Source organism: Flavobacterium gelatinilyticum, assembly GCF_027111295.1.
GTDB classification, from domain to species: domain Bacteria; phylum Bacteroidota; class Bacteroidia; order Flavobacteriales; family Flavobacteriaceae; genus Flavobacterium; species Flavobacterium gelatinilyticum.
This window is the reverse complement of sequence record NZ_CP114287.1, coordinates 1,331,763-1,354,105: the sequence shown is the minus strand read 5'-3', so window position 1 is coordinate 1,354,105 and position 22,343 is coordinate 1,331,763. Positions and strand designations below refer to the sequence as shown.

Sequence of the window (22,343 nt, the reverse complement as noted above, 5' to 3'; positions counted from 1 at the left end):
TTAGAATGAGTTAACTGTTTTTCTAATAGCTACTAATTTCTTCATTAAACCTTCGAAGTAATCTAAATGAAGCATGTTAGCGCCATCACTTTTTGCATTTGCAGGATCGAAATGCGTTTCAATAAATATACCGTCTACACCAACTGCAATACCAGCTTTGGCTACCGTTTCGATCATATCCGGTCTTCCTCCTGTAACTCCTGCTGTCTGGTTTGGCTGCTGCAGCGAATGCGTAACATCCAGAACCGTAGAAGCATATTGCTGCATAGTAGGGATTCCTCTAAAATCGACAATCATGTCCTGATAACCAAACATAGTACCACGGTCTGTAACCATAACATTCTCATTGTTACAGTCTAAGACTTTCTGTACAGCATGTTTCATGCTTTCAGGGCTCATAAATTGTCCTTTTTTCAGGTTAACTGTTTTTCCGGTATTAGCAGCTGCCACAACTAAATCAGTCTGACGAACTAAAAATGCAGGAATTTGTAAAACATCAACATATTGAGCTGCTTTTTCAGCATCCTCGTTTGTGTGAATATCCGTAACTGTTGGCACATGGAAAGTTTCAGAAACTTTTCTTAAAATTTTTAAAGCTTTTTCGTCTCCAATTCCAGAGAAACTGTCAATTCTCGAACGGTTTGCTTTTTTAAAAGATCCTTTAAATACATAAGGGATTTGAAGATCGTTGGTAATACCAACTAATTTCTCAGCAATTCTAAGAGCCATTTCTTCTCCTTCAATAGCGCAGGGACCCGCCAATAAAAAGAAATTCCCGCTCTCAGTATGCTTGATTTGTGGAATATGCTGTAAGTTCATAAAATTATTTTTTTGCAATGCAAAGGTAGTTATGATTTATGAATAGCAGATGAAGATTTAAGATTATTTTAAGAGCAGAAAATGTTAAAATTGAAGTATTTTTCTTATTTTAAATTTTTAAACGCTTCGGTTTTTTAAATTATAAATAATATCGTATTAAATAAAAGAGCAAATCCTCTTTTTTCTGCCTATTTTAATTTAGGATTAAGAAAAAAGAGGATTTGCTGGTTTTTAATCAAATCTTATAAAATTGATTTATTTCTGTAATGTCAGTCCCATCGGAACCATTAAAATTCCTTTTTCATAAATATTGAGATAGAGTGTAACAGGCTTTTTCTGCCCTTCCCAGGTTAATTCGTAAACATTTAAAAATCCGGCTCCCATATCGCTTCTTTTGGTTGGAAAAGGGCAGCAGGTCTCCAAACGTTTATAAGTGATTTTTTCACCATTTGGTCCCGCTAAAGCATTTAGAAAACGAACTTCATTTGATGCTTCATCTCTTGTGTTTCTAAAAAATATATTTACCGGATAATCAGGATCGTAACCGTATTTTTTGTCTTTGCTGAATAACGAAATAACAAAGGTGTTGTTTTTGCCCAGAACTAAATCCGGAGCATTATCGTCAACATTTTTTAAGGTAGATTTTGTGCTGATACAAGATGTTGCGATAAGTATTAAAATAACGAAAAAGAGTAATTTTTTCATGGTTTATTGATTGGTTTGGTCTTACAAATGTAAAAGGTTTTTTATCACAGATTACCGCAGGCCGAAAAGATTTTTAAGGAAATTTTACGTCATTTTGTAATCTGTGAAAAAAAAGAATCTGTTTTTTATTCTTTTTTCAGATTCAGTTTTACAATACCGGAAACAATCAGATATTGTGCCACAAGATAAGTCAGCATTATAAAAAAGGAACTTTTCGCAATGGGTGAATAAAACTTGTTGACAGCCAGAATGCTGTCTGAAATTACAAAAACAAGTGCACCAAAAAACACCAGCTGGTTTGCCGGCTTAGACCAGATTAAAAGTCCGTTGTAAGCAAATAAAAGCATAACCGATATAACACAGGCATAAACCATTACCGGAATTCGTAAATCGCCTAAAACAGGCAGTAATACTGAAAGCATTGCGATGAGGTAGCAGGCGATTAAAATACTTCCGATGATAAGAAAGGAAAGTTTTTGTTTGATTTTTTCTTTAATCTGCCGGTTAAAAAGTATGCAATAGATGATGTGTGAGATTAAAAAAGAGACAAGTCCTAAAATAAAATAAATTTCGGCTATGTCTGAGAAAATAAGAATTACGTCGCCAATCCAGGCAAACAACAAAGCGGTTAAAAGAAGTTTTCGGGTTGCGAATTTTTTATTAAAATATACGCCTAAACTTAATAAAGGAATTAAAACGGGTTTTAAATAGCAGTCTAAACTTTCATATCCTAAAAATAAAAAAATAAGATACAGAGCACTGAACGCAAGGTAAATTTTAAAAAATGTTGAATTTTTCATTGTACAATTGGTGATTTTATGGAGGGGGTTAGGTTGGTTTTAAAATCCACAGTTACAAAATAAATCGAAGCTGAAAAGGATAAAACCAAATAGCTTACTAGTATATAATTACTGAAAGAGAAAACTGTACTTAAACCAAACCAATCGCCATAAAAAGCTATAATGCTTACAGCAGTCAAAAACCTGAAACCTTCCCACATAACGGCAAATCTGCTTTTATCCATTAATTCGGCGCTGCTGTAAATAGTAATAAAAATAAAAAATCCATAAACAAAGATATTCGGAAGTCCAATTGCGGCAATATGGTCAAAAAGATAACTCACAAATAAAAGCGTAATCAGCATTTGTGTAACCGACCAATAAATAAGTTTTTGAGAGTTTTGAGTGCCGTATTTATCAAATTCATAGACATTTTCTATTTTATGAACCGGATATTTTTCTTCAAAATTTTCAGGACGCCATCCCGTTGGTTTAAACCAAATTGTCAGTTTGTCTTTCCATTTTTCGGCACGCCAGGCATCTTTTATAAGTAAAGACAAATGCTGAAAATTAATCTTTATAGGGTTCCAGGTGCCGGCTGGTCTTGTAATGCCAAAAACAGGAGGAACATCGTCTAATTCTTCCTGAAAAGTTCCAAAAAGCTTGTCCCAGAAAATGAATATCTGCGAATGGTTTTTATCTAAATATTCGGGATTAACAGCATGATGCACACGATGATGCGAAGGCGTTACAATAATGTGTTCAAGAAACCCCATTTTTTTGATGTGTTTGGTATGATACCAAAACTGCAAAAACAAATGAAGCGGTAAGGTAATCGCAATTACCGAAGCCGGAACACCAAGCAAAGCTGCCGGAATCAGCAGAAACGTGAACAAATTAATCAGACTTGCGATGGGCTGGCGCAGTGCACAGGCAAGATTAAATTCTTCGCTGCTGTGATGAATAGCGTGTTTGTTCCAGAAAAAATTGATTTGATGGGCAAATCGATGGCTCCAGTACCCATAAAAATCGATGACAAAGAAAGCAATAAAGTAGGAGAGAATGCTCGGCTCAAGATGCTGCAAAGCAATTTTTGAAACCAGCCATTCGTAAGAAAGAAAAGTAACACTTAGCCCTAAAACATCTTTGACCGAATTGGTAATTCCGGAGCTGATGCTCGATACACTGTCGATTAACGGAGCAGTGTCGTTCTTTTTATAAATGCCGTAAATCTTTTCGAAGATAATTAACGCTAAAAAAACCGGCATAGCGATAATTAATATCTTTCCGTACTCTTCCATAAAAAACACCTTCTATTTCGTTCAAATATATAATAAAATAGAATGCATTTTGAATTATTTGCAATTAAACAGTTTTAAATGTGTTATTTAGATTGAAAGTAAAAATGTTTTTATTCCGGTAAAAATGGCAATTTTACAGGATAATGCTTTGGTATTTTCTGGTTTTTTATTTTAAATCGCACGGATTCTTTTATGATTTGAAATGAATCGTATTTTAATTCCAGCAGTATCTTATTGTCTGAATTTACAACGCCGTACTTATTGTTTTTCTTTACAATAAATTCTCCTGTACCATAAATTTCTGTGATTGCATCGTATTCTGCTGGAATCACAATTTTGTTTTGATTACTAAAAATGCCAAATTTATTTTTGTCCTTAAAAATTTGATAATTACTTTTTGAAAAACCACCGAAAGAGAATGTTTTCTTTAAAACAAATTGGCCGGTTGGAATTTCTATTTCACTAAAGCTTTTATTCTCGACAGTAAGAAGGTAATTCTTTGAATCTTTTACCGCGAAAATTTTATTTTGGGCAGCATTGTAAAAGTCATACTCTTCCGGAATTATAACCTGACCTTCTGTAGCAAACAATCCGTTTTTATTTTCTGAGTTTGTAGTAATGTAATAATTCGAAAACTGTTCGACGTGTTTGTACGAAACCGGAATTACATCCTTCTCCAAAAATGGATTTATAATACCTCTCAGATCTCCCTTAGAGACATTATATTGGTTTCTAAATGAAATACTGTCTCTTTTATGAAAAGCTCTGTATAGGCCATCATAAATTAAGGGTTTCAGAACTGAATCCTTTTTATCTGCAAAACCGTATTTTTCATTATTTTTGACAATATAAATTGAATTAGAAGGCGAGATGTCATCGTATTTACATTCGATTTCGTATTGTCCGGAAGAATTTATAATTCCTTTTTTCTTTGTAATGGTATTGATAATGATATAAGTATCCGGTGCAATTACTCTTTCGAACTGATGGTCTTTAACTGAATTTAAAACGATATTTCCCAGAGGATCAATTATAAAAGTGTTTTTGTTTTGAAGCTTGACAATAGATTTTTTAAATTTAAAATAATCTATATCTGCGGCTTTAAAATTCGTGATTTGTTTGCCTGACGAATCATACAAATCAAGAGAATTTCCGGTTTGTACAAATAAAATGCCATCATCATTCATAATATGATCATACTTAGCAGGCAGAATGGTTTTGTTTTCGGTATCTACAACCCCGCTTTTACTGCTATTTGAAATATGAACAAGATTATTTCCCATATAAAAAACATCTTCGTACTCAAAAGGAATTTTTACTTTGCCTTGTAAATCAATAAATCCTCTTTTATGTTTTTTGTTTATTATGATGCCAGCTTCAAAAATGTTTTTAAGATCTCTTTTATTATCTATATACTCGTAAGTGGGTTTAATAATCACATTTCCAACAGAATCAATTAATCCCATTTTTCCTTTAAAGGTTCTAAAAACCGCATGATTGTTTTCAAACTTATAAACATATTCATAGGTTTTATTTTCGATTAACTGTTTTCGGAGAGGTTCAAATTTAGTCTGGCCTTTTAAATTAAAAGATAAAAACAACAAAACAAAAAATAAGATATTTCTCATAATTTTAAATTTACTCAAATAAAAACGCATTCTGTTTGATTCTAGTATAGAACAAAACAGAATGCGTTTTTAAATTATTAATAAATTAAACAATTTCCGCGCTTAGACCAGCTTCCAGAAGTTGTGTACATTGAGGTTTTAATTTGTCGAGCGGCCCCGTTTTTACAGTGCATTTTCCGTTGTAATGTACAATTAAGGAACATTGTTCAGCTTGTTCGGCTGTATGGTCGCAAACGCGCATCAGCGTATCAATAACATGGTCAAATGTATTTACATCGTCGTTATACATAATGATTTCGTTATTGAATACAGCCGCTTCTTTCTCGCGGACTTTTTCTCTAATTTTCTCTTTAGTACTCATCTTTTTTTAGTTTTTGTACTTTGTAATTACTATATCTAATTTACGTATTTTAATGAAACCCAGTTGTTTCTTTGTAACTTTTTAACATACGTTAATCCTTTTTCAGTACACGAAGCATCGATAAAAGGAATGTCTTCTTCATAGAATCCGCTGAACAGTATAATTCCTTTTGGGTTTAAACTGTCAACATACGCCTGCATATCATTCAACAAAATATTTCTGTTGATATTGGCAATAATCAAATCGTATTTTTTGCCTGCCAGCAAAGCAGCATCGCCCTCATAAACGCTGATATGTTTACAATTATTGCGTTCGGCATTTTCGATAGAGTTAAGGTAGCACCAGTTATCAATATCAATTGCGTCGATTGGCTCAGCGCCTTTCATTTCGGCTAAAATTGCCAAAATTGCCGTTCCGCATCCCATATCAAGGGTTTTTAAACCTTTTACATCCATTTCGAGTAAATGCTGAATCATCATGTGAGTGGTTTCATGATGTCCGGTTCCAAAACTCATTTTAGGTTCGATTACAATGTCAAATTCAGCATCGGTTTTTTCGTGAAAAGGAGCACGAACGTGGCATTTTCCGTCTACATCAATTGGTTCAAAGTTTTTTTCCCATTCTTCGTTCCAGTTTACCTGATCGATCTCTTCAATTGTATATTCAATTTTAAACTCTTCCGATTGTAAAATATAAATATCATCCAGGATATTTTCATCCCATAAATCCTTCTTCACAAAAGCTGAGATTCCGTTTTCTGTTTCTGTAAAACTTTCGAACGCCTTTTCGCCCAGTTCAGCAACTAAAATTTCTGATCCAAGTTCTTTTGGCTCAATCGTAAAGTGATATCCTAAATATATATTTGACATAAAAAAAATTTTTGCAAAGGTAATTCTTAAATTATAAATTTCAATTTAAAAATTCCAAATTCCAATACGAAAAAAAGCGTTCGCTTGTGCGAACGCTTTTTTATGGAAGAATTTTTAAATCTAAAATCTAAAAAATTAGATAGCGGTAACAATAGCTAAGAAATCGTCAGCTTTTAAAGCAGCACCTCCAATTAAACCACCGTCTACGTCTGGTTTAGAGAAGATTTCTTTTGCGTTTTCCGGTTTTACAGAACCACCGTATAAAATAGAAACTTCGTCAGCGATTTCAGCTCCAAAAGTTTTACGGATAGTTTCTCTAATAAATTCGTGCATTTCCTGAGCCTGCTCTGGCGACGCAGTTTCTCCTGTTCCAATAGCCCAAACCGGCTCATAAGCTAAAACAATTTTAGACCATGATTCTTTTGCAATATGGAAAACTCCATCGCGTAATTGGTTTTCAACAATGTTGAAGTGATTTCCAGACTGACGGTCTTTTAATTCTTCACCAAAGCAGAAAATTACAGTCATGTCATGATGCAAAGCAACGTCAACTTTATTAGCGATTAAAGCATCAGTTTCGTTAAAAATAGCTCTGCGCTCAGAGTGGCCTAAGATTACGGTATTTACACCAATGCTTGTTAACATATCAGCAGAAATTTCTCCTGTAAAAGCACCGCCTTCGGCCTGGTGAACGTTTTGAGCAGAAACGCCGATAGTTGTATTTTTTAATTTCGCAGCCGCCGCTTGTAAGTTTACAAAAGTTGGCGCTACAATAACTTGTGCATTTGTTTTTGCTGGAATTTTAGCAATTAACTCATTTAATAATTCTTCAGTCTGAGCTGCATTTTTATGCATTTTCCAGTTTCCTGCAACAATCGATTTTCTCATTTTGGTAGTTTTATATTATTTTTTTGTTTGAAATGTAAAGGCAAAGTTCAAAATTGATATTGAATTTTGACATTGCAATTGGCATTGAAAAATTATTTCAATGATTGTAAAGTGGAGTTTATTTTGTCGAAATCAGTTTCGATAGCACGGTATAAAACGATTTTTCCGGTTTTGTCAACAATAATGTAACGCGGAATCCAGTCTAAGTCGATTGCTTTTCCAAAAAGACCTTTCATTCCGTCGTTCATCATATAATGATCGCCTTTTAATTCGTGTTTTTCGATTCCTGCTTTCCATTTTTCAGCTGTTTTATCAGCCGAAATAAATAAGTAAGACACATCAGGATTATTTGCCTGCAATTCCTTTAATTTAGGCATTGCTTTAACGCAGTCACCACACCATGAAGCCCAGACTTCGATTACCAGTGTTTTTCCTTTGTATTTTTTTAAGATGTTTTTAAAAGCAGTCTGACTATCGTCAGTTCCTAATAATTTTTCAGATAAAGCTTCTTTAGAAAAACTTGTTTTCTGAGCCTGTGAACATGAAAAAGTAATAAATGCTATTAAGATTAAAGCAATTTGTTTCATATAATTAATCGTTTTGAACAAAGTTAAACAAACAAATTGAAAGCGAAATACAGATTAACAAAAATTGAAGAGTCCTTTGTTTTGTAACAAAACATGAGTTTTTGGTTGAAAAAAGCGGACTGAAATCGTAATAGTAGGTGTAAAAATCCCCTGATTTTTGGAATCCTTTTTTGGTTAGACTCAAAAATGATAAATTTTTTTTCTGTTTTCTGTTTTTTTGAGGAAAAAAAACGTCAGGATTAATAGAAAAATGCCTTCAAAAAAATGGAATTACTGAAGGCATTTTGAATGCTTCTTTGATTGAAAAAGTTATTTTAAATCATAATTGCCTTCAGCCCATTTTTTGCAGAGAACAATCCAGCTGTCCAAAGCTTTATAGAGAAAACCGTGTTTTAGATTCGTATTTAATTCAATTTCTTTAAAATGATTTACTTTCAGTTTAGAAGTTTCTTTCCTTCTGACTGCCGAAACGCCGTAAATATCTGATTTTTCATAAATGGTCAGGATGTTGCCACAGAAATTTATATCCGGAATTTCTTCAATATCAATATCTCTAAAACAACCGATGAAAACAAAATTCACATTTGGATCTGCTAAATAAGTCGAGACATATTGAGCAATATAACCGCCTTTAGAAGTTCCTATTACCGTAATTTTCTCTGGTGAAATTCCTTTTTTTAGTAAACCCTGAACTTGCTTTACGATCTTTTTTGCATATTTTACCGCATTCGTGTTTTTATTTCTTTTTTCGCTGTAAACTATAAAGTTATCCTTTCTGAAAGATGCTAAAATTTCATTGTATTCGGCTTTACCATATTCGGGATGAGGTACATTCAAATCGTTTTCTTCTACAAATTTATTGTGAAGGAAAAAGATATAACGCTGGTCTTTGTTTGTCTGGCTGAAACTGAAAATACTGCCAAGTAGAATAAGGGAAAAAACAAAAGAATTAAAAGTTTTCTTCATTGATAGGATGTTTAAAGTTTTTGTTCTAAAAAAAACGCCAATGACTCTAAAAAAGTATTGGCGTTTTATATTGTTTTTCAGGATTTAAATTCCGTAAGCAACATCAGATAATTGCAGTTTATCAAGATCATTGTAGTGTAATTTCTGAACGATAGTTCCTTTTTGAATTACTACAATACTTGGATTTGCTCTTTCGATAGTTTTTAAAGTTGTTGCATCGCAGAAATAGAAATCAACATCCAGTTTATAATCTTTTTTAGCTTTTGCAATTTCATCAGTTCCAGAAGCTGTCATAGCAATAACTTTATAACCTTTTGCTTTTGCATCTGCCGTAACCTTCGCCAGTTTTTTCATTCCCTCAGGATTAGATTTAGCTAGATCGTAAGTTACAAAAACTAATAATTTTGGTTCTTTCAATAATTCTTCTTTGTAATCAGAATCGTCTTTTGTCATCGTAAAATCGTGAATTGGCGGTACGTAGCCTTCTGTAATAATTTTGTCTTTACGATCAACAAATACAGCGCCTTCAGGAATATTCATCAAATCTTTTTCTGTAAATTCTTTATCGACTCCGTTTACTTTGTAAATAAAAATCATTTCTACTACAGATTTTGGAGCGCCTTCCGGAATTTCCATTCCTTTTTCGATATTGTTTCCAACCTTATACGGACGGAAATCTTTTATAGGATTGTGGTTTAAAACCCAGTAGGCCATAAAAGCTGATAAAGCAACGCTTAAATAAACCGCTATATTAGTTACAGAAGTTGAGAATAAAGGTTTTACTAATTTTTGATTGAAGAATAAAATCAGGATAAAGAATAATAAAACGATATCTTTTGTAAATGAATTCCAAGGTGTTAAATGCAGTGCATCTCCAAAACAACCGCAGTCTTTTACCACATCAAAATAAGCAGAGTAGAAGGTAAGAAACGTAAATAAAACAATCAGGATTAATAAAGCCCAAATAGTCTGGGAGGCTTTATAACCTACTAATAGCATGACACCCAAAACTACTTCCAGGATTACTAAAAAAATAGCTAAACTTAAAGCAAATGGCTCTAAAAATGGCATATTGAAAACAGGCTCGCTGAAATATTCAGCCAGTTTATAAGAGAATCCAACAGGATCGTTCAGTTTTATTAATCCGGAGATGATAAATAAGACACCGACAAATAATCGGGAGAATTGGGTAATGATGTTTTTCATGGTATAAGGAATTTGGGTTAAATTCCAATTTTTTTAATTCCAGATTCCGGATTTTTAGCGTTGAAATTTGAAATTTTATTTTTGGAATTTCTATTTATTTAATAGGATTTAAGATTAAAGCAAAAACAGAATAATTAATCATATCCTGATAATTGGCATCTATACCTTCAGAAACTAAAGTCAGGCCTTTGTTGTCTTCAATTTGTTTTACGCGTAATAACTTCTGCAGAATCAAATCTGTCAGAGAGCTCACACGCATATCACGCCACGCCTCACCGTAATCGTGGTTTTTAGCTTCCATTAAGTCTTTTGTCAATTTTACTTTAGCATCGTATAATTCAGTTGCTTTTTCAACGTCAAGATCCGGCTGGTCAACAACGCCTAATTCTAACTGTATCAAAGCCATAATCGAATAATTGATGATCCCGATGAATTCTCCTTTTTCATCTTCGTCAACCTTACGAACATCATTTTCCTGTAAACTTCTGATTCGCTGTGCTTTTATGAAAATCTGATCCGTCAGCGACGGCAGTCTTAAAATTCGCCATGCACTGCCGTAATCTTTCATTTTATTGATAAACAAAGTGCGGCAGATGGTAATAACATTATCAAATTCAAGGGAAGTATTCTTCATTTATATGCTGTATATTTGCTAAAATTTCTTCAAAAATAAGGAAAAATTAAAGAGTTTCAAGTTTCAGGTTTCAAGTTTTTCTAAACAAAATGTTAATGGAACTGGAATACAAAAACTTTCAAGTTTCAGGTTTAACGTTTCAAGTTGATCAGATTGCCTTGTTCAAGAACTTGAAACTTGAAACCTGAAACAAAACAAACAAAAAATCATGACAATTAACTGCAAAGGCGAACTTATAGATTTATCGATTCCTAAAGTAATGGGGATTTTGAATGTTACGCCAAATTCTTTCTTTGACGGAGGGAAATATAAAAACGAAGACGAAATTATTTCGCAAGTAGATAAAATGCTTTTAGAAGGCGCATCCTTCATCGATATTGGTGCATATTCCAGTAAACCAAGTGCCGAATTCGTTTCGGAACAAGAAGAAATCGACCGAATTGTTCCTGCTATAGAATTGATTTTAAAACATTTTCCTAACGCATTATTGTCGATTGATACTTTTAGAGCTGAGGTTGCAAAAGCGAGTATAGAAAGCGGTGCAGCGATTATAAATGATATTACGGCGGGAGAATTAGATGATAAAATGTTTGAGGTTATTGCGCAATATAACGTTCCGTACATTATGATGCACATGCGCGGTAATCCGCAGACGATGCAGAGTTTAACGCAATACGATGATATTATAAAAGAAATGCTTTTTTATTTTTCTGAAAAAGTAAAAAAAGCAAGAAGCCTCGGAATCAACGATTTGATTTTAGATCCGGGCTTTGGTTTTGCCAAAACAACCGATCAGAATTACGAAGTGATGCAGAAAATGGAACTTTTTAATCTTTTAGAATTGCCCGTTTTAGCAGGAATTTCAAGAAAATCAATGATTTATAAAACACTTAATATAACACCGCAAGAAGCTTTAAACGGAACTACTTTTCTCAATACAATTGCTTTGACAAAAGGAGCAAAGATTCTTCGTGTTCATGATGTGAAAGAAGCTGTGGAATGTGTAGCTTTGTTTGGTAAGCTGAATAAATAGAATTTGTTTTATTGTTGATAGATTTATGGAAAAGCCAAACATTTTGAATGCTCTGAATATTCTTAAAAAAGTTGAAATGGGTGAAAACTCAACGGTTTTACTATATTTTGGAAATATTCCTAATTGGGATCAAAATGATTTTTCATACAATATTGGAGAATTTGTAGATCATTATGAAGTTGTAGAAATAAATTTCGATTTGGAATATTCAGATAAAGTTGATTTATATTGGAAAATTCGCAGGTATGTAGGAGAAAGATCCTTTATAACAGTTGAAAATAATTCTATAAGCTTATGGCGTGGAGAAATAACAGAGTATGAGGAACAGTGGAATTATTTTGATGATCTGGATGATAAAATTTTGATTCTAAATTGTAAAAAGTATAATGTTGAAAAAACAGCGCAAGACTGGAGAAATGATTATAAAAATTTAGAAAAAAGATATTATTCATTATATAAAAAGAAAAGAATTCAACTCGATAGTTTTCGGGAAGAAATAAAATCAGAGATGAGAAATAAAATTGAAAAACGTTTGGAGCAAGCACTTCATTCAAAAAGAGCATATAAAGATTTTGATGCTTTAACAAAAGAAGAAATAAATCGATTAACGGATTTAGCTTTTGATGACAGTTGTAATGGGGTTAGAATAGATTTATTTACCGAATTTTTGTATGATAAAAATGAATAATACTACTATGAAATACATTACTTTATTTATCACACTTCTTCTGGTTTCTTGCGGAAAAAAAGAAGATGTTCTACTTCCAAAATCAGATATTTCAATTGTAAAAGATGTACAGGATCATTCGCCGATTTATATCTTTTTTAAAGTTGAAGGAAAAGATACAATTGCCGATTTAAACAGAAAAAGTGCCATCATTTCGACCAATTGGATTTTCAATATTGATAAACGTCTGCCATTGAAATTGGTTATTCCGCAAGTCATAAAAATGCAGGATAAAAAACGAAATGAAAAAATGCATCAAAATGAAGAATCTGAAAACTATTATTCTTATGCAGATTCTATTGGAAAGAATTTAGCTTTTCTGCCTTTCACAAAAGTGTTTTATAAAATGGAAATTGCTAATAATAGAAGTCAGTTGTATTTTAAAAAGAATGGAATGATAAAATACAGCGGAAAAAAAACATACGATTTTCCTAAAAGTAATTTAAAACCGTTTTTAGATAGTTTAGTTATAAATCCAAAAGCACAGATTACATTTTCATACGATAAAAACATGAGTTACGGAGATTATATGCAATGTAAAATCCTTTTGAAAACCATTATAGATAAAAAGATTCCGTTTGTTTTTATCAATGAAGAAGAAGAGTTTGTTTTCTAAAATAAGTATTCAGGATAACCAGAAACAAAACGAACAAAAAAATTACTGATGATGATAAGGTTCATTCCTTAAAATCGTAAATCCGCGATACAATTGTTCAATAAAAAATAAACGCACCATTTGATGGGAAAATGTCATCAGCGAAAGCGAAACTTTTCCCTGTGCTTTTTTATAAACGGTTTCAGAAAAACCATAAGGTCCGCCAATAACAAAAACTAATGTTTTTACACCAGAATTCATTTTCTTTTGTAATTCTTCAGAAAAACCAACGCTCGAAAAGTTTTTTCCGTTTTCATCCAATAAAATCAACTGATCGGTTGGCGAAAGTTTAGCAAGAATTAATTCACCTTCTTTTTCTTTCTGCTGGCTTTCAGATAAGTTTTTTACGTTTTTTATATCTGGAATAATTTCCAAATCAAATTTGATATAAAAAGACAAACGTTTCGTATAATCGTCAATCAAAGTTTGAAGCGATTTATTATCTGTTTTGCCTATTGCGATTAGTTTGATGTTCATAGTTTTCTTTTGCCACGAATTAAATTAAAAATATTTTTAAATTATTGTGCAGTCCTTAAAGTCATATTATCAATAATTTTATCTGCTTGATCTGCCAAATCTGCGGGAAAATTTTACTCTCGCAGATTTGGCAGATTTGGCAGATTTTTTTTAATATTTTGCAATAATAATCTGTGCTGATCTGCTAAAATCTGTAAAAAATCTGCGTGCAATTCTCAGGCTATTTTTTATTTTCAAAAACAGTTTCAAAATGTTCTACAATTGGGAATGGTTCATAATAATGATGTAAAATCTTTTTCCATTCCAAATAGGCTTCAGAAGTTCTAAAACCAACAGTATGATCTTCTAAAGTATTCCAATCAACCAACAAAAGATATTTGTTTTCAATTTCAAGACATTTCTCTAATCGATGTCCCAGATATCCTTCAATAGAAGAAATATATTGACTTGCTTTTGCAAAATCAGCTTCAAATTGAGGAGCTAATTCTGGTTTTACATAAAGAAACACTGCTTCTAGAATCATGTTTGATGTATTTTTAGACCTAACAGGTTTTTAAAACCTGTTAGGTCTTATTTGGGAGATTAATTTTTAGAAAACTTAGCTTCAAAAGTTTTAAAACGACTATCAAGATCTTTAATCAATTGTTTCTTAACAGATTCATCCTGAATAAAACTGTAATTGATGCTGTTGTAAACATACTTTTTGATCGTCTCGTAATTCACATCAGGATATCTTTTGGCCAATAAGACATATTGCTCGGTCATATTGCTTCTCAAAATTCCCGCATCGTCTGTGCTGATTACAATTGGCACATTAAATTCTTTATAAAGCGTAAACGGATGTCTGTTTTCTTTTACTTTCAAAATGAATTCATTACTCGTTAAATTGATCTCAATCGGAATATTATTTTTAGACATATAGCGTAATAAATCATACGAATTTGCTTCGTACGCAATATCAACGCCATGACCAATTCTGTTAGCACCTGCCACATAAATAGCGTCATTAATATGCCAGGTTAATTCCTCCGGCTGTACCAATCCTAAAGTTAATTCGCCTGCATGAAGTGTATATTTTACTTCTGGAAATTTAGAATGGCAGTATTTAAACATCAACATATGAAGCCAGTAATCTTTCATAGAATTCTCTCCATGTTCAGGAGAAACGATGTTTACGCCGGCAGTCAGTTTACTTTCGCTAGACGAAATAAAAGCAATAACGAGATTTTTGAATAAATCAACCGGTTCCATAAAACGTAACACAAAGTTTTGATAACGCATAGTGAATTTTTCGTCATCTATTTTTAAGTCTTTGTGAAGTTTCGCTAAGAAATTAGTATTAAAATCATTGGCATATTTTTTAGCCTCTTTTTTCTGAAGTGATTTATACAATTCGTCTAAAAGTTTCAAAACTGCTTTTTCATCTTTTTGCTCTGCCAATTGACGTAATTTTGTATTGAAATCACTTAAATCGGAAACATTCATATCGCACGGAATTGTCGATAATTGTGTTTCGATATAAGAAACATTTTCGGCAATTGCACGCTTTTTAAGCTCCAGCATTCCTTCTGCAAAATGACCTGCAATAGTAGGTTCAAATTTCATGAAAGAATCAAAGAATTGATCATCAGACGGAACAGAGCCATTATAATCTTTTATAGACCAGGTCTGCATAACTTGCTGTTGGTAATATTCTAATTTTCCTTTGTTTTTAAGAGATGAAAAGTTTTCCCAATTTCCTTTTTCAGGTTTTGTTTTCGAAACTGCCATAGTTTCCATATTCAAATAAAAATCTTCTGCAATGGCTCTTTCTAAAAGTGGTTCTGCATAAAGTGATCCTGAAAAATGATGGTGTAAATCGCCTCCTTTAGGCATTTGTTGAAAAAAAGCTGTTAAGAGAGCTTCATTATTTCTGTTTTTTTCTAAATAACTTTCAGCCGATTGAGAAAAGCCGATTTGTGTTATAAAAATACAGAAAAGCGTAATTATCCTTGTCATACTCTAAGTTTAAATTACATGCAAATGTAAGATTTTTTTTTGAGGTTCAAAGTTGCAAAGTAACAAAGGAGCAAAGTTTAGAATAAATGATTAATAGCAATTAAATAAAAAAGACGCACAGCAGTGCGTCTCTACAAATAAACCTTTGTCCCTTAAGAAGAAAGTACATCATGAATTTCTTCAACCTTATCAAAAACGCTTTTCGCGAAAGGACAAAGCGGAATAATTTTTACATTATTGGCTCTTGCATACTCTACGGAGGCTAAAACCAGTTTTTTACCAACACCTTTTCCGTTAAAATCTGGATTTACTTCGGTATGATCGATGATGAATTTCGAATCTCCAGCCCAAGTATAGGTCATTTTTCCAGCTTCTTTTCCGTCTTCTATGGCATCAAAAGAGCCTCTTTTTGTATCGTTTGTTTGTTGAATTTCCATAATTATTTATACTAATGAAGTTTCGATTTTAATAGTGTTTTTAAGTGTTTTATGAACAGGACAGCTGTTGGCAATTTTCAAAATGCGTTCTTTTTGTGTCGCGTCTACATTTCCGGTAATTAGAATTTTTGTTGAAAACAAAGAAACGGCATGTTCTTCATTTTTTTCAAAATCGACCCAGATACTAAGTTCAGACACGTCCCAGGCTTTGCGGTCAATATACATTCGTAATGTAATTAAAGTACACGAGGCGAGGGAAGAAGCCAAAAGTTCAAACGGACTAAAACCTAAATTTTTCCCGCCTATTTCCTGCGGTTCATCCGAAATAAGGATATTTCCCGTTTTAGATGTTATTTCTGTACGATATTTTCTTGTATCGATTGTAGCTTTAACTGTATCCATAATTATTTCATTCTTGGTTCTGGTAAGGGTACAAATTCTGTTTCGCCTGGAACTTTTGGAAAAGTCTGTGCTGTCCAGTCTTGTTTGGCTTTTTCGATGAGGTTTTTATCAGATGAAACAAAGTTCCAAAAAATAAAATGTTCTTCTGGGAACGGTTGTCCGCCAAAAATATAAACGGTAGAATTTTCTGCAATCTCAAATTCGCAAAGTGTGCTGTCGTTTGTAATTAGAATTTGTTTCGGATCATAAACGTGTTCTCCGCTTTTGATGCTTCCTTCTAAAATATACAAACCGCTTTCGCCAAATAAATCTTTTCCAATATTGATTTTCGAAGCTTCAGTGCTTTTAATTTCAATAAAATACAACGGACTATAAACAGGAACCGGAGATTTTTTTCCGAAAGCTTCGCCGGCAATCAATTTGTATGAAACACCATTTTCTTCCCAAGCCGGAATATCTTGCGCTTCAACATGTGTAAAATTCGGATCCATTTGTTCCAATTCTTTCGGGAGTGCTACCCAAATCTGTAATCCGTGAAGCATTTTATCTGAATGTCTTAAATATTCTGGAGTTCTTTCAGAATGTACGATTCCTTTTCCGGCTGTCATCCAGTTCACTGCGCCAGGCTTTATTTCTAATTCTGTTCCTAAACTGTCGCGATGCATTATACTTCCCTCAAACAAAAAAGTAAGTGTAGAAAGTCCGATATGAGGATGTGGAGGAACATCCATATTTTCATGGTCACTTAAATGTGCCGGTCCCATATGGTCGATAAATACAAATGGGCCAACGGCTCTTTTTTCGCGGAAAGGCAATAATCGCCCAACCATAAAATTGCCAATATTGGCAGCGCGTTCTTCGATAATTAAACTGATATTTGACATGTGGTATTGTTTTGATTTAAAAACAAAATTACAGTTGTAATGCTTGTCTGTAACTTAATTTAGATTAAGAAAAGTTGTTTTTTGTTTTTGTGTTATAAAAATAAGGAAAACTTACGAAGTTGTTTTGTTGTTAAGATTAAATTTGAATGCATTTAAAAAAGAAAAAGATATATTTGAAAAAATAAATATCTATTTCAATTTTGAACTCAAAATATAGATGAAAATAATAAAAAAAATAACGGGCACTATAATATTACTATTTACAATTTTACTTTGTTTTCCTGCTTTTTATGCATTTCCAATACAATTTGAAAATTGCAAGAAAAAATTTGAAAACGGCGTTGTAGGTGCGCCAGGATATGCAATTGGATTTGTTACTTGTCTATTACTTTATCTTCTTGTTTCATTCTTTTTAATTAAATTAAGTTTAAAATTAATTAGAGAGAAAAAACTAGATACTAAATCAATTGATGAAATTGGCGTAAAAGAATAATGCTGACTTTTTTGAAAGATTAATCAATCAACTCAAACTCCAAAACCTCACTCTCCGTCCCATTAATGATAATCGACAACTGATGAATTCCGGTATGAAAAACACGTGTCGTAATCAATTTGAAAGACTGGTTTCTTTCAATCTTCGTTAATTGATTTGGATGATAGATTTTTTCGCTGATTTTAAAAACTTTTTTCGCCAAATGTCCTTTTGCTTTTTTGTAATGAACAGCATATTCTAAACGAACGGTTTTTGGTTCTTCGTTTTTATTATTTAAATGAAAATGAAACTGAAGATAATCTCCAATTTTTACTTTAGGTGTTTTGATTTCGAAAGATGAAAGTTCAATATTCGTGCTGGCTAAACCATAATGATTTAAAATTTCTGGATGACCTTGTTTCAGTAAAGTTCGGCAACCATGTTTGATAATTCCGTCTGTTTCTTTGGAGTGACTTTTCCATCTTGAAGCAATTTCAAGAACAATCTGAGGATTATCTTTTACAATATCATTCAGGTTATTAGCTACACTTCTTCGGACATATTCTGACGGATCATTTTTTAGATTTTCTAAAATCGGTAGAATAGAAGAAGGATCTTTTTTGAGAAACGGAATCGCCATTGCCCACGGCAATCTTGGTCTTGAGCCTTCACTTGCTAATCTTCGAACATGATGATTTTCGTGTAAAGACCATCTTGTCATTTCGTCAATCATTTTTTCTTTAAATTTTAAAATAAAAGGACGAACGGCAAATTCACAGCTTATAAACTGAGTTATAGAAACAAAGGCTTTCGTCGAAGTTTTAAAATCATCTAAACCGTACATTTCGATATAATCGGCAAAAAATATAAAAGCCAGATTGCCCTCAGTAAAACTATTTTTCTTTAAGTTTTTGATGATTTTATCGATTAAAGCAGTTGCTTCTGCGAAATCTTGAGGCATAAATTGGTGAAGAACAGCAGTGGTATGTTTCATTCGTTCTTTCCATTCTTTTTGGGCAAAATCACCTTCATAGATTGCCTCAATAAATTTCTGTTTATCAAATGCCGGATGTACTTCGGCGACAGCCTGACCAAATTTTTCGTAAAAAGAAACCGAGTAAATATCTTTAATTAATCCCATAAATTTTGCTTGATTGAACCTCAAAGATATTTAATGTTTGTCTATTTTTTTACCATTAAGGTATTAAGTTTATTAAGATTTTGAGCTTAATTTTTCTTAATCAATAGATTACTTAAAAGAATTTTTAGAGCTCATTGTTTAGTTAATGTCGCATTAAGAAGTTTGAACTTAATTTTCTTAATGTCTTAATGGTTAAAAAAAGAAAATTTTAATGTTTTAAATTACTTTTCGCAGAAAGGAAACTTTTAATTCCATAAAATAAGTCCTAATTTAGCATTATTATTAAAAACAGAAAAATGATAAGCGAAGCCCAGTTTCAAGCAGAATTACAACTTTTAGTAAGCAATGCCATAAGAGAAGATGTTGGTACAGGCGATTATAGTTCGCTTGCCTGCATTCCTGATACAGCTCATGGTCAGGCGAAATTATTGGTAAAAGACCAAGGGATAATAGCTGGTGTTGAGCTTGCTAAAATGATATTTGAACATGTAGATCCGAAATTAAAAGTGAAAACTTATATCGAAGATGGAACGCATGTAGAATACGGCGAAGTTGTTTTTGAAGTTTCAGGAAGTTCACAATCTATTTTAAAAGCCGAAAGAGTGGTTTTGAATACCATGCAAAGAATGTCGGCAATTGCGACAAAAACCAACCAATATGTTCAGCTTTTAGAAGGAACTGGTACCAAGATATTAGATACCCGAAAAACAACCCCAAATTTTAGAGTGGCCGAAAAATGGGCGGTAAAAATAGGCGGTGGCGTAAATCATCGTTTTGCGCTTTATGATATGGTAATGCTGAAAGACAATCATATTGATTTTGCGGGTGGAATTACACGTGCTATTTCTAAAACAAAAGAATATTTGAAAGCAAATAATCTTGATTTGAAAATCATTGTCGAAGCCAGAAATTTAGACGAAATCAGAGAGATTCTGCAAAGCGATGGTGTTTACAGAATCCTGATCGATAATTTTAATTACGAAGACACAAAAACGGCCGTAAAATTGATTGGGACTAAATGCCAGACAGAATCTTCTGGAAATATTAACGAAAAAACCATTCGAGAATATGCTTTGTGTGGTGTAAATTATATTTCATCTGGAGCGTTAACACATTCTGTTTATAATATGGATTTGAGCTTAAAAGCTTTTTAATGAATTATGAGTTTTGAATTATAAGTTATGAGTTAGGTTTGAAGATTATTCAGCTTATATAATCTAAAATCTTAACTCTAAAATCTAAAATTTCAAATAAATATGTCAAAAGAAATAGAAGACCGGATTGAAAAATTGCCAATAATACGCAATCTGGCCCGACTTTTTAAAAGAATTAAACTCCCTTGGTTAGAGGGATTTTCTTTGTATGATTTACTCGAAATGTACACTTTAGGAATTCTTGAAGGAGCATTTTCGTATCATGCGAGTGCGGTTTCTTTTAGCTTTTTTATGGCTTTATTTCCGTTTGCACTGTTTATATTAAACTTGATTCCTTATATCCCGATCGATAATTTTCAGGAAGATTTTCTTCAGTTTGTACAGCAAAATGTCCCGCCAAACACTTTTGATGCTATAAGTAAAATTATTAGTGATATTTTGAATAATAGTCATTCGGGCTTATTATCATCTGGATTTTTGCTTTCTATATTTTTAATGGCAAATGGAGTTAACGGAATTTTGAGTGGTTTTGAGTCCTCTAAACATGTTTTTGATAAGAGAGGTTTCTTTAGGCAATATTTGGTGGCATTGGCGATTTCTTTAACAATGACACTTATATTGTTTGTTACCGTGGCAACCATTGTCGTTTTTGAGGTATTTATTCAAAAAACAATTATTCAGGATGTATTGAGTGATCGAATTCCGCTGATTATTTTGGGCCGATATTTGTTTGTAGTTTTGATGATTTTGATAACATCTTCATTGTTATTGCGATACGGTACAAAACAATACAACAAAGTACCTTTTATAAGTATAGGATCTGTTTTTACAACGGTCTTATTTGTTATATCTTCGTTCTTTTTTGGGATTTGGGTTATAAAATTTTCAAAATATAACGAACTTTATGGTTCTATTGGGACTTTATTAATTCTAATGTTTTATATTTGGATAAACTGTATGATTCTGCTTTTAGGGTTCGAATTGAATGCTTCTATCAGAAAATTAAAACAAAAAAAAGAAAAATAATATGAAAAATTTGATGCTAACTATCGGAGTGTTCTTCTTTGCCCTGACCATGCAAAGCCAAGGTGTAATTGGAAAATGGAAAACCATTGATGATGAAACAGGCGAAGCAAAATCAATTGTAGAGATTTACGAGAAATCAGGAAAAGTTTACGGTAAAGTTGTAGATATTCTTCGTGACAGTCATAAAAAAGACGTTTGTGTAAAGTGTGACGGAGCTGAAAAAAACAAACCAATTTTAGGAATGGTAATTATGAATGGTCTTAAAAAAGACGGTTCAGAATATAATGGAGGAACAATTTTAGATCCTACAAGTGGTAAAAAATACAAATGTTATATTACTTTAGAATCTCCTGACAAACTAAAACTTCGTGGATATGTGGGAGTTTCTCTTATGGGAAGAACACAATATTGGACTAGAGTTAAAAATTAATAAAATATAAATGCGAAAATTAGCTTCGATAATTTTATTATTAACCATAGCTATAAATAGTTTTGGTCAATCTAAAAATTCGCCATTACCAATAAGTCATCTAACAGGTGACTTTTATGTTTATAAAACCTTTCATGATTATAAAGGAACGCTGATTTCTGCAAATGCACTTTATCTAGTTACTGATAAAGGAGTTGTGTTATTTGATGCACCTTGGGACGAAACTCAGTTTCAACCTTTGTTAGACAGCATAAAAGCAAAACATAATAAAAAAGTTATTATGCTTTTTGCAACACATTCTCACGATGATCGTGCCGGAGGTTTTGATTTTTACAGAAAAAAAGGAATTAAAACATATTCGATTAAGTTAACAGATGATATTCTAAAAAAAGAGAATAAACCAAGAGCTGAATTCATAATTCCGAATGATAAAACTTTTACAGTCGGGAATCATACTTTTGAGGTTTATTATCCTGGAAAAGGACACGCGTCTGATAATGTAATAGTTTGGTTTGATAAAGAAAAAGTACTTTACGGAGGCTGCTTTGTAAAAAGTGCCGATGCAAAAGATTTAGGTTATTTGGGTGATTCTGATGTGAAAGAATGGAAAAAATCTATTGGCAGGGTAAAAACAAAATTTAAGAATCCAATTTATATTATTCCGGGGCACGAAGACTGGACTAATACAGAGTCTTTAAATCATACTTTAAAATTGGTAGATGAGTATCTGGCTCAAAAATCTTCTGAAAAAAAATAGTTTATTT

27 protein-coding genes are annotated in these 22,343 nt (G+C 32.4%); 8 read left to right on the top strand and 19 right to left on the bottom strand.

The genetic code is table 11. The annotated features are described in order from the left end of the window. The 12 genes from kdsA to OZP11_RS05665 form a co-directional block, all read right to left on the bottom strand. Positions 1-819: a 3-deoxy-8-phosphooctulonate synthase gene (gene kdsA / locus OZP11_RS05720; RefSeq protein ID WP_281234262.1), complete on the bottom strand. Its 819-nt coding sequence runs from the start codon at positions 817-819 to the stop codon at positions 1-3. 255 nt (positions 820-1,074) lie between these two features. Next, positions 1,075-1,524: a 2-dehydro-3-deoxyphosphooctonate aldolase gene (locus OZP11_RS05715; protein ID WP_281234261.1), complete on the bottom strand. Its 450-nt coding sequence runs from the start codon at positions 1,522-1,524 to the stop codon at positions 1,075-1,077. Between the two features lie 125 nt (positions 1,525-1,649). After that, complete coding sequence (locus OZP11_RS05710; protein WP_281234260.1) at positions 1,650-2,324, bottom strand: lysoplasmalogenase; 675 nt, start codon at positions 2,322-2,324, stop codon at positions 1,650-1,652. Continuing rightward, positions 2,321-3,604: a sterol desaturase family protein gene (locus OZP11_RS05705; RefSeq protein WP_281234259.1), complete on the bottom strand. Its 1,284-nt coding sequence runs from the start codon at positions 3,602-3,604 to the stop codon at positions 2,321-2,323. Before OZP11_RS05705 ends, OZP11_RS05710 begins: the two co-directional genes overlap by 4 nt. A 110-nt stretch (positions 3,605-3,714) precedes the next feature. Beyond that, positions 3,715-5,232: a WG repeat-containing protein gene (locus tag OZP11_RS05700; protein WP_281234258.1), complete on the bottom strand. Its 1,518-nt coding sequence runs from the start codon at positions 5,230-5,232 to the stop codon at positions 3,715-3,717. 85 nt (positions 5,233-5,317) lie between these two features. Next, positions 5,318-5,593: an ATP-dependent Clp protease adaptor ClpS gene (locus OZP11_RS05695; RefSeq protein ID WP_281234257.1), complete on the bottom strand. Its 276-nt coding sequence runs from the start codon at positions 5,591-5,593 to the stop codon at positions 5,318-5,320. 35 nt (positions 5,594-5,628) lie between these two features. Beyond that, a complete protein-coding gene (gene prmA / locus OZP11_RS05690) occupies positions 5,629-6,462 on the bottom strand; it encodes a 50S ribosomal protein L11 methyltransferase (protein WP_044047845.1) in 834 nt (277 codons plus the stop codon). 135 nt (positions 6,463-6,597) lie between these two features. Continuing rightward, positions 6,598-7,350, bottom strand: coding sequence for a triose-phosphate isomerase (gene tpiA, locus OZP11_RS05685; protein ID WP_281234256.1), 753 nt, complete (start codon positions 7,348-7,350; stop codon positions 6,598-6,600). A gap of 92 nt (positions 7,351-7,442) precedes the next feature. Beyond that, positions 7,443-7,937, bottom strand: a complete 495-nt coding sequence (locus tag OZP11_RS05680; RefSeq protein WP_281234255.1) for a TlpA family protein disulfide reductase — start codon at positions 7,935-7,937, stop codon at positions 7,443-7,445. Positions 7,938-8,246: 309 nt separating this feature from the next. Next, on the bottom strand, positions 8,247-8,903 hold the full coding sequence (locus tag OZP11_RS05675) for an alpha/beta hydrolase (RefSeq protein WP_281234254.1): 657 nt from the start codon (positions 8,901-8,903) through the stop codon (positions 8,247-8,249). Positions 8,904-8,987: 84 nt separating this feature from the next. Next, positions 8,988-10,109, bottom strand: coding sequence for a BT_3928 family protein (locus OZP11_RS05670; protein WP_281234253.1), 1,122 nt, complete (start codon positions 10,107-10,109; stop codon positions 8,988-8,990). A gap of 94 nt (positions 10,110-10,203) precedes the next feature. Beyond that, positions 10,204-10,743 (bottom strand): DUF1599 domain-containing protein, encoded by a 540-nt coding sequence (locus OZP11_RS05665; protein WP_281234252.1) that lies wholly within the window; start codon positions 10,741-10,743, stop codon positions 10,204-10,206. Positions 10,744-10,951: 208 nt separating this feature from the next. On the opposite strand from OZP11_RS05665, the gene folP reads away from it, so the two are divergent. The 3 genes from folP to OZP11_RS05650 are packed head-to-tail and all read left to right on the top strand — an operon-like array spanning position 10,952 to position 13,119. Then, on the top strand, positions 10,952-11,776 hold the full coding sequence (gene folP / locus OZP11_RS05660) for a dihydropteroate synthase (RefSeq protein ID WP_281234251.1): 825 nt from the start codon (positions 10,952-10,954) through the stop codon (positions 11,774-11,776). Positions 11,777-11,801: 25 nt separating this feature from the next. Next, positions 11,802-12,464: a hypothetical protein gene (locus OZP11_RS05655; protein ID WP_281234250.1), complete on the top strand. Its 663-nt coding sequence runs from the start codon at positions 11,802-11,804 to the stop codon at positions 12,462-12,464. Further along, a complete protein-coding gene (locus OZP11_RS05650; protein ID WP_281234249.1) occupies positions 12,457-13,119 on the top strand; it encodes a hypothetical protein in 663 nt (220 codons plus the stop codon). The genes OZP11_RS05655 and OZP11_RS05650 overlap by 8 nt, the downstream gene beginning before the upstream one ends. A gap of 42 nt (positions 13,120-13,161) precedes the next feature. On the opposite strand, the gene rlmH is transcribed toward OZP11_RS05650, so the two are convergent. The 6 genes from rlmH to OZP11_RS05620 form a co-directional block, all read right to left on the bottom strand. Further along, the gene (gene rlmH / locus OZP11_RS05645) at positions 13,162-13,635 is read right to left on the bottom strand and encodes a 23S rRNA (pseudouridine(1915)-N(3))-methyltransferase RlmH (RefSeq protein ID WP_281234248.1); all 474 of its coding nucleotides are present in this window, start codon (positions 13,633-13,635) and stop codon (positions 13,162-13,164) included. A 220-nt stretch (positions 13,636-13,855) separates the two neighbouring features. After that, positions 13,856-14,158, bottom strand: coding sequence for an antibiotic biosynthesis monooxygenase family protein (locus OZP11_RS05640; RefSeq protein ID WP_281234247.1), 303 nt, complete (start codon positions 14,156-14,158; stop codon positions 13,856-13,858). A 59-nt stretch (positions 14,159-14,217) separates the two neighbouring features. Further along, complete coding sequence (locus tag OZP11_RS05635) at positions 14,218-15,633, bottom strand: amidohydrolase family protein (protein ID WP_281234246.1); 1,416 nt, start codon at positions 15,631-15,633, stop codon at positions 14,218-14,220. A gap of 152 nt (positions 15,634-15,785) precedes the next feature. Next, a complete protein-coding gene (locus tag OZP11_RS05630; protein ID WP_281234245.1) occupies positions 15,786-16,070 on the bottom strand; it encodes a GNAT family N-acetyltransferase in 285 nt (94 codons plus the stop codon). Between the two features lie 6 nt (positions 16,071-16,076). Next, positions 16,077-16,472, bottom strand: coding sequence for an OsmC family protein (locus tag OZP11_RS05625; protein ID WP_281234244.1), 396 nt, complete (start codon positions 16,470-16,472; stop codon positions 16,077-16,079). Between the two features lie 2 nt (positions 16,473-16,474). Then, entirely contained in the window at positions 16,475-17,356 is an 882-nt protein-coding gene (locus tag OZP11_RS05620) for a pirin family protein (RefSeq protein ID WP_281234243.1), read from the bottom strand. A gap of 217 nt (positions 17,357-17,573) precedes the next feature. On the opposite strand from OZP11_RS05620, the gene OZP11_RS05615 reads away from it, so the two are divergent. Beyond that, entirely contained in the window at positions 17,574-17,849 is a 276-nt protein-coding gene (locus OZP11_RS05615; protein ID WP_281234242.1) for a hypothetical protein, read from the top strand. Positions 17,850-17,868: 19 nt separating this feature from the next. Here the strand turns inward: OZP11_RS05615 and OZP11_RS05610 are convergent, their stop codons facing one another. Beyond that, positions 17,869-18,969: a DNA alkylation repair protein gene (locus tag OZP11_RS05610; protein ID WP_281234241.1), complete on the bottom strand. Its 1,101-nt coding sequence runs from the start codon at positions 18,967-18,969 to the stop codon at positions 17,869-17,871. 296 nt (positions 18,970-19,265) lie between these two features. On the opposite strand from OZP11_RS05610, the gene nadC reads away from it, so the two are divergent. The 4 genes from nadC to bla-B1-FLAV all read left to right on the top strand — a co-directional run bounded on the left by nadC (position 19,266) and on the right by bla-B1-FLAV (position 22,336). Further along, complete coding sequence (nadC, locus tag OZP11_RS05605) at positions 19,266-20,123, top strand: carboxylating nicotinate-nucleotide diphosphorylase (RefSeq protein ID WP_281234240.1); 858 nt, start codon at positions 19,266-19,268, stop codon at positions 20,121-20,123. Between the two features lie 102 nt (positions 20,124-20,225). After that, positions 20,226-21,149 (top strand): YihY/virulence factor BrkB family protein, encoded by a 924-nt coding sequence (locus OZP11_RS05600; protein ID WP_281234239.1) that lies wholly within the window; start codon positions 20,226-20,228, stop codon positions 21,147-21,149. Position 21,150: 1 nt separating this feature from the next. Beyond that, the gene (locus OZP11_RS05595; protein WP_281234238.1) at positions 21,151-21,579 is read left to right on the top strand and encodes a DUF2147 domain-containing protein; all 429 of its coding nucleotides are present in this window, start codon (positions 21,151-21,153) and stop codon (positions 21,577-21,579) included. A gap of 10 nt (positions 21,580-21,589) precedes the next feature. Beyond that, positions 21,590-22,336, top strand: coding sequence for a subclass B1 metallo-beta-lactamase (bla-B1-FLAV, locus tag OZP11_RS05590; protein ID WP_281234237.1), 747 nt, complete (start codon positions 21,590-21,592; stop codon positions 22,334-22,336). The last annotated feature ends 7 nt before the right edge of the window (positions 22,337-22,343 follow it).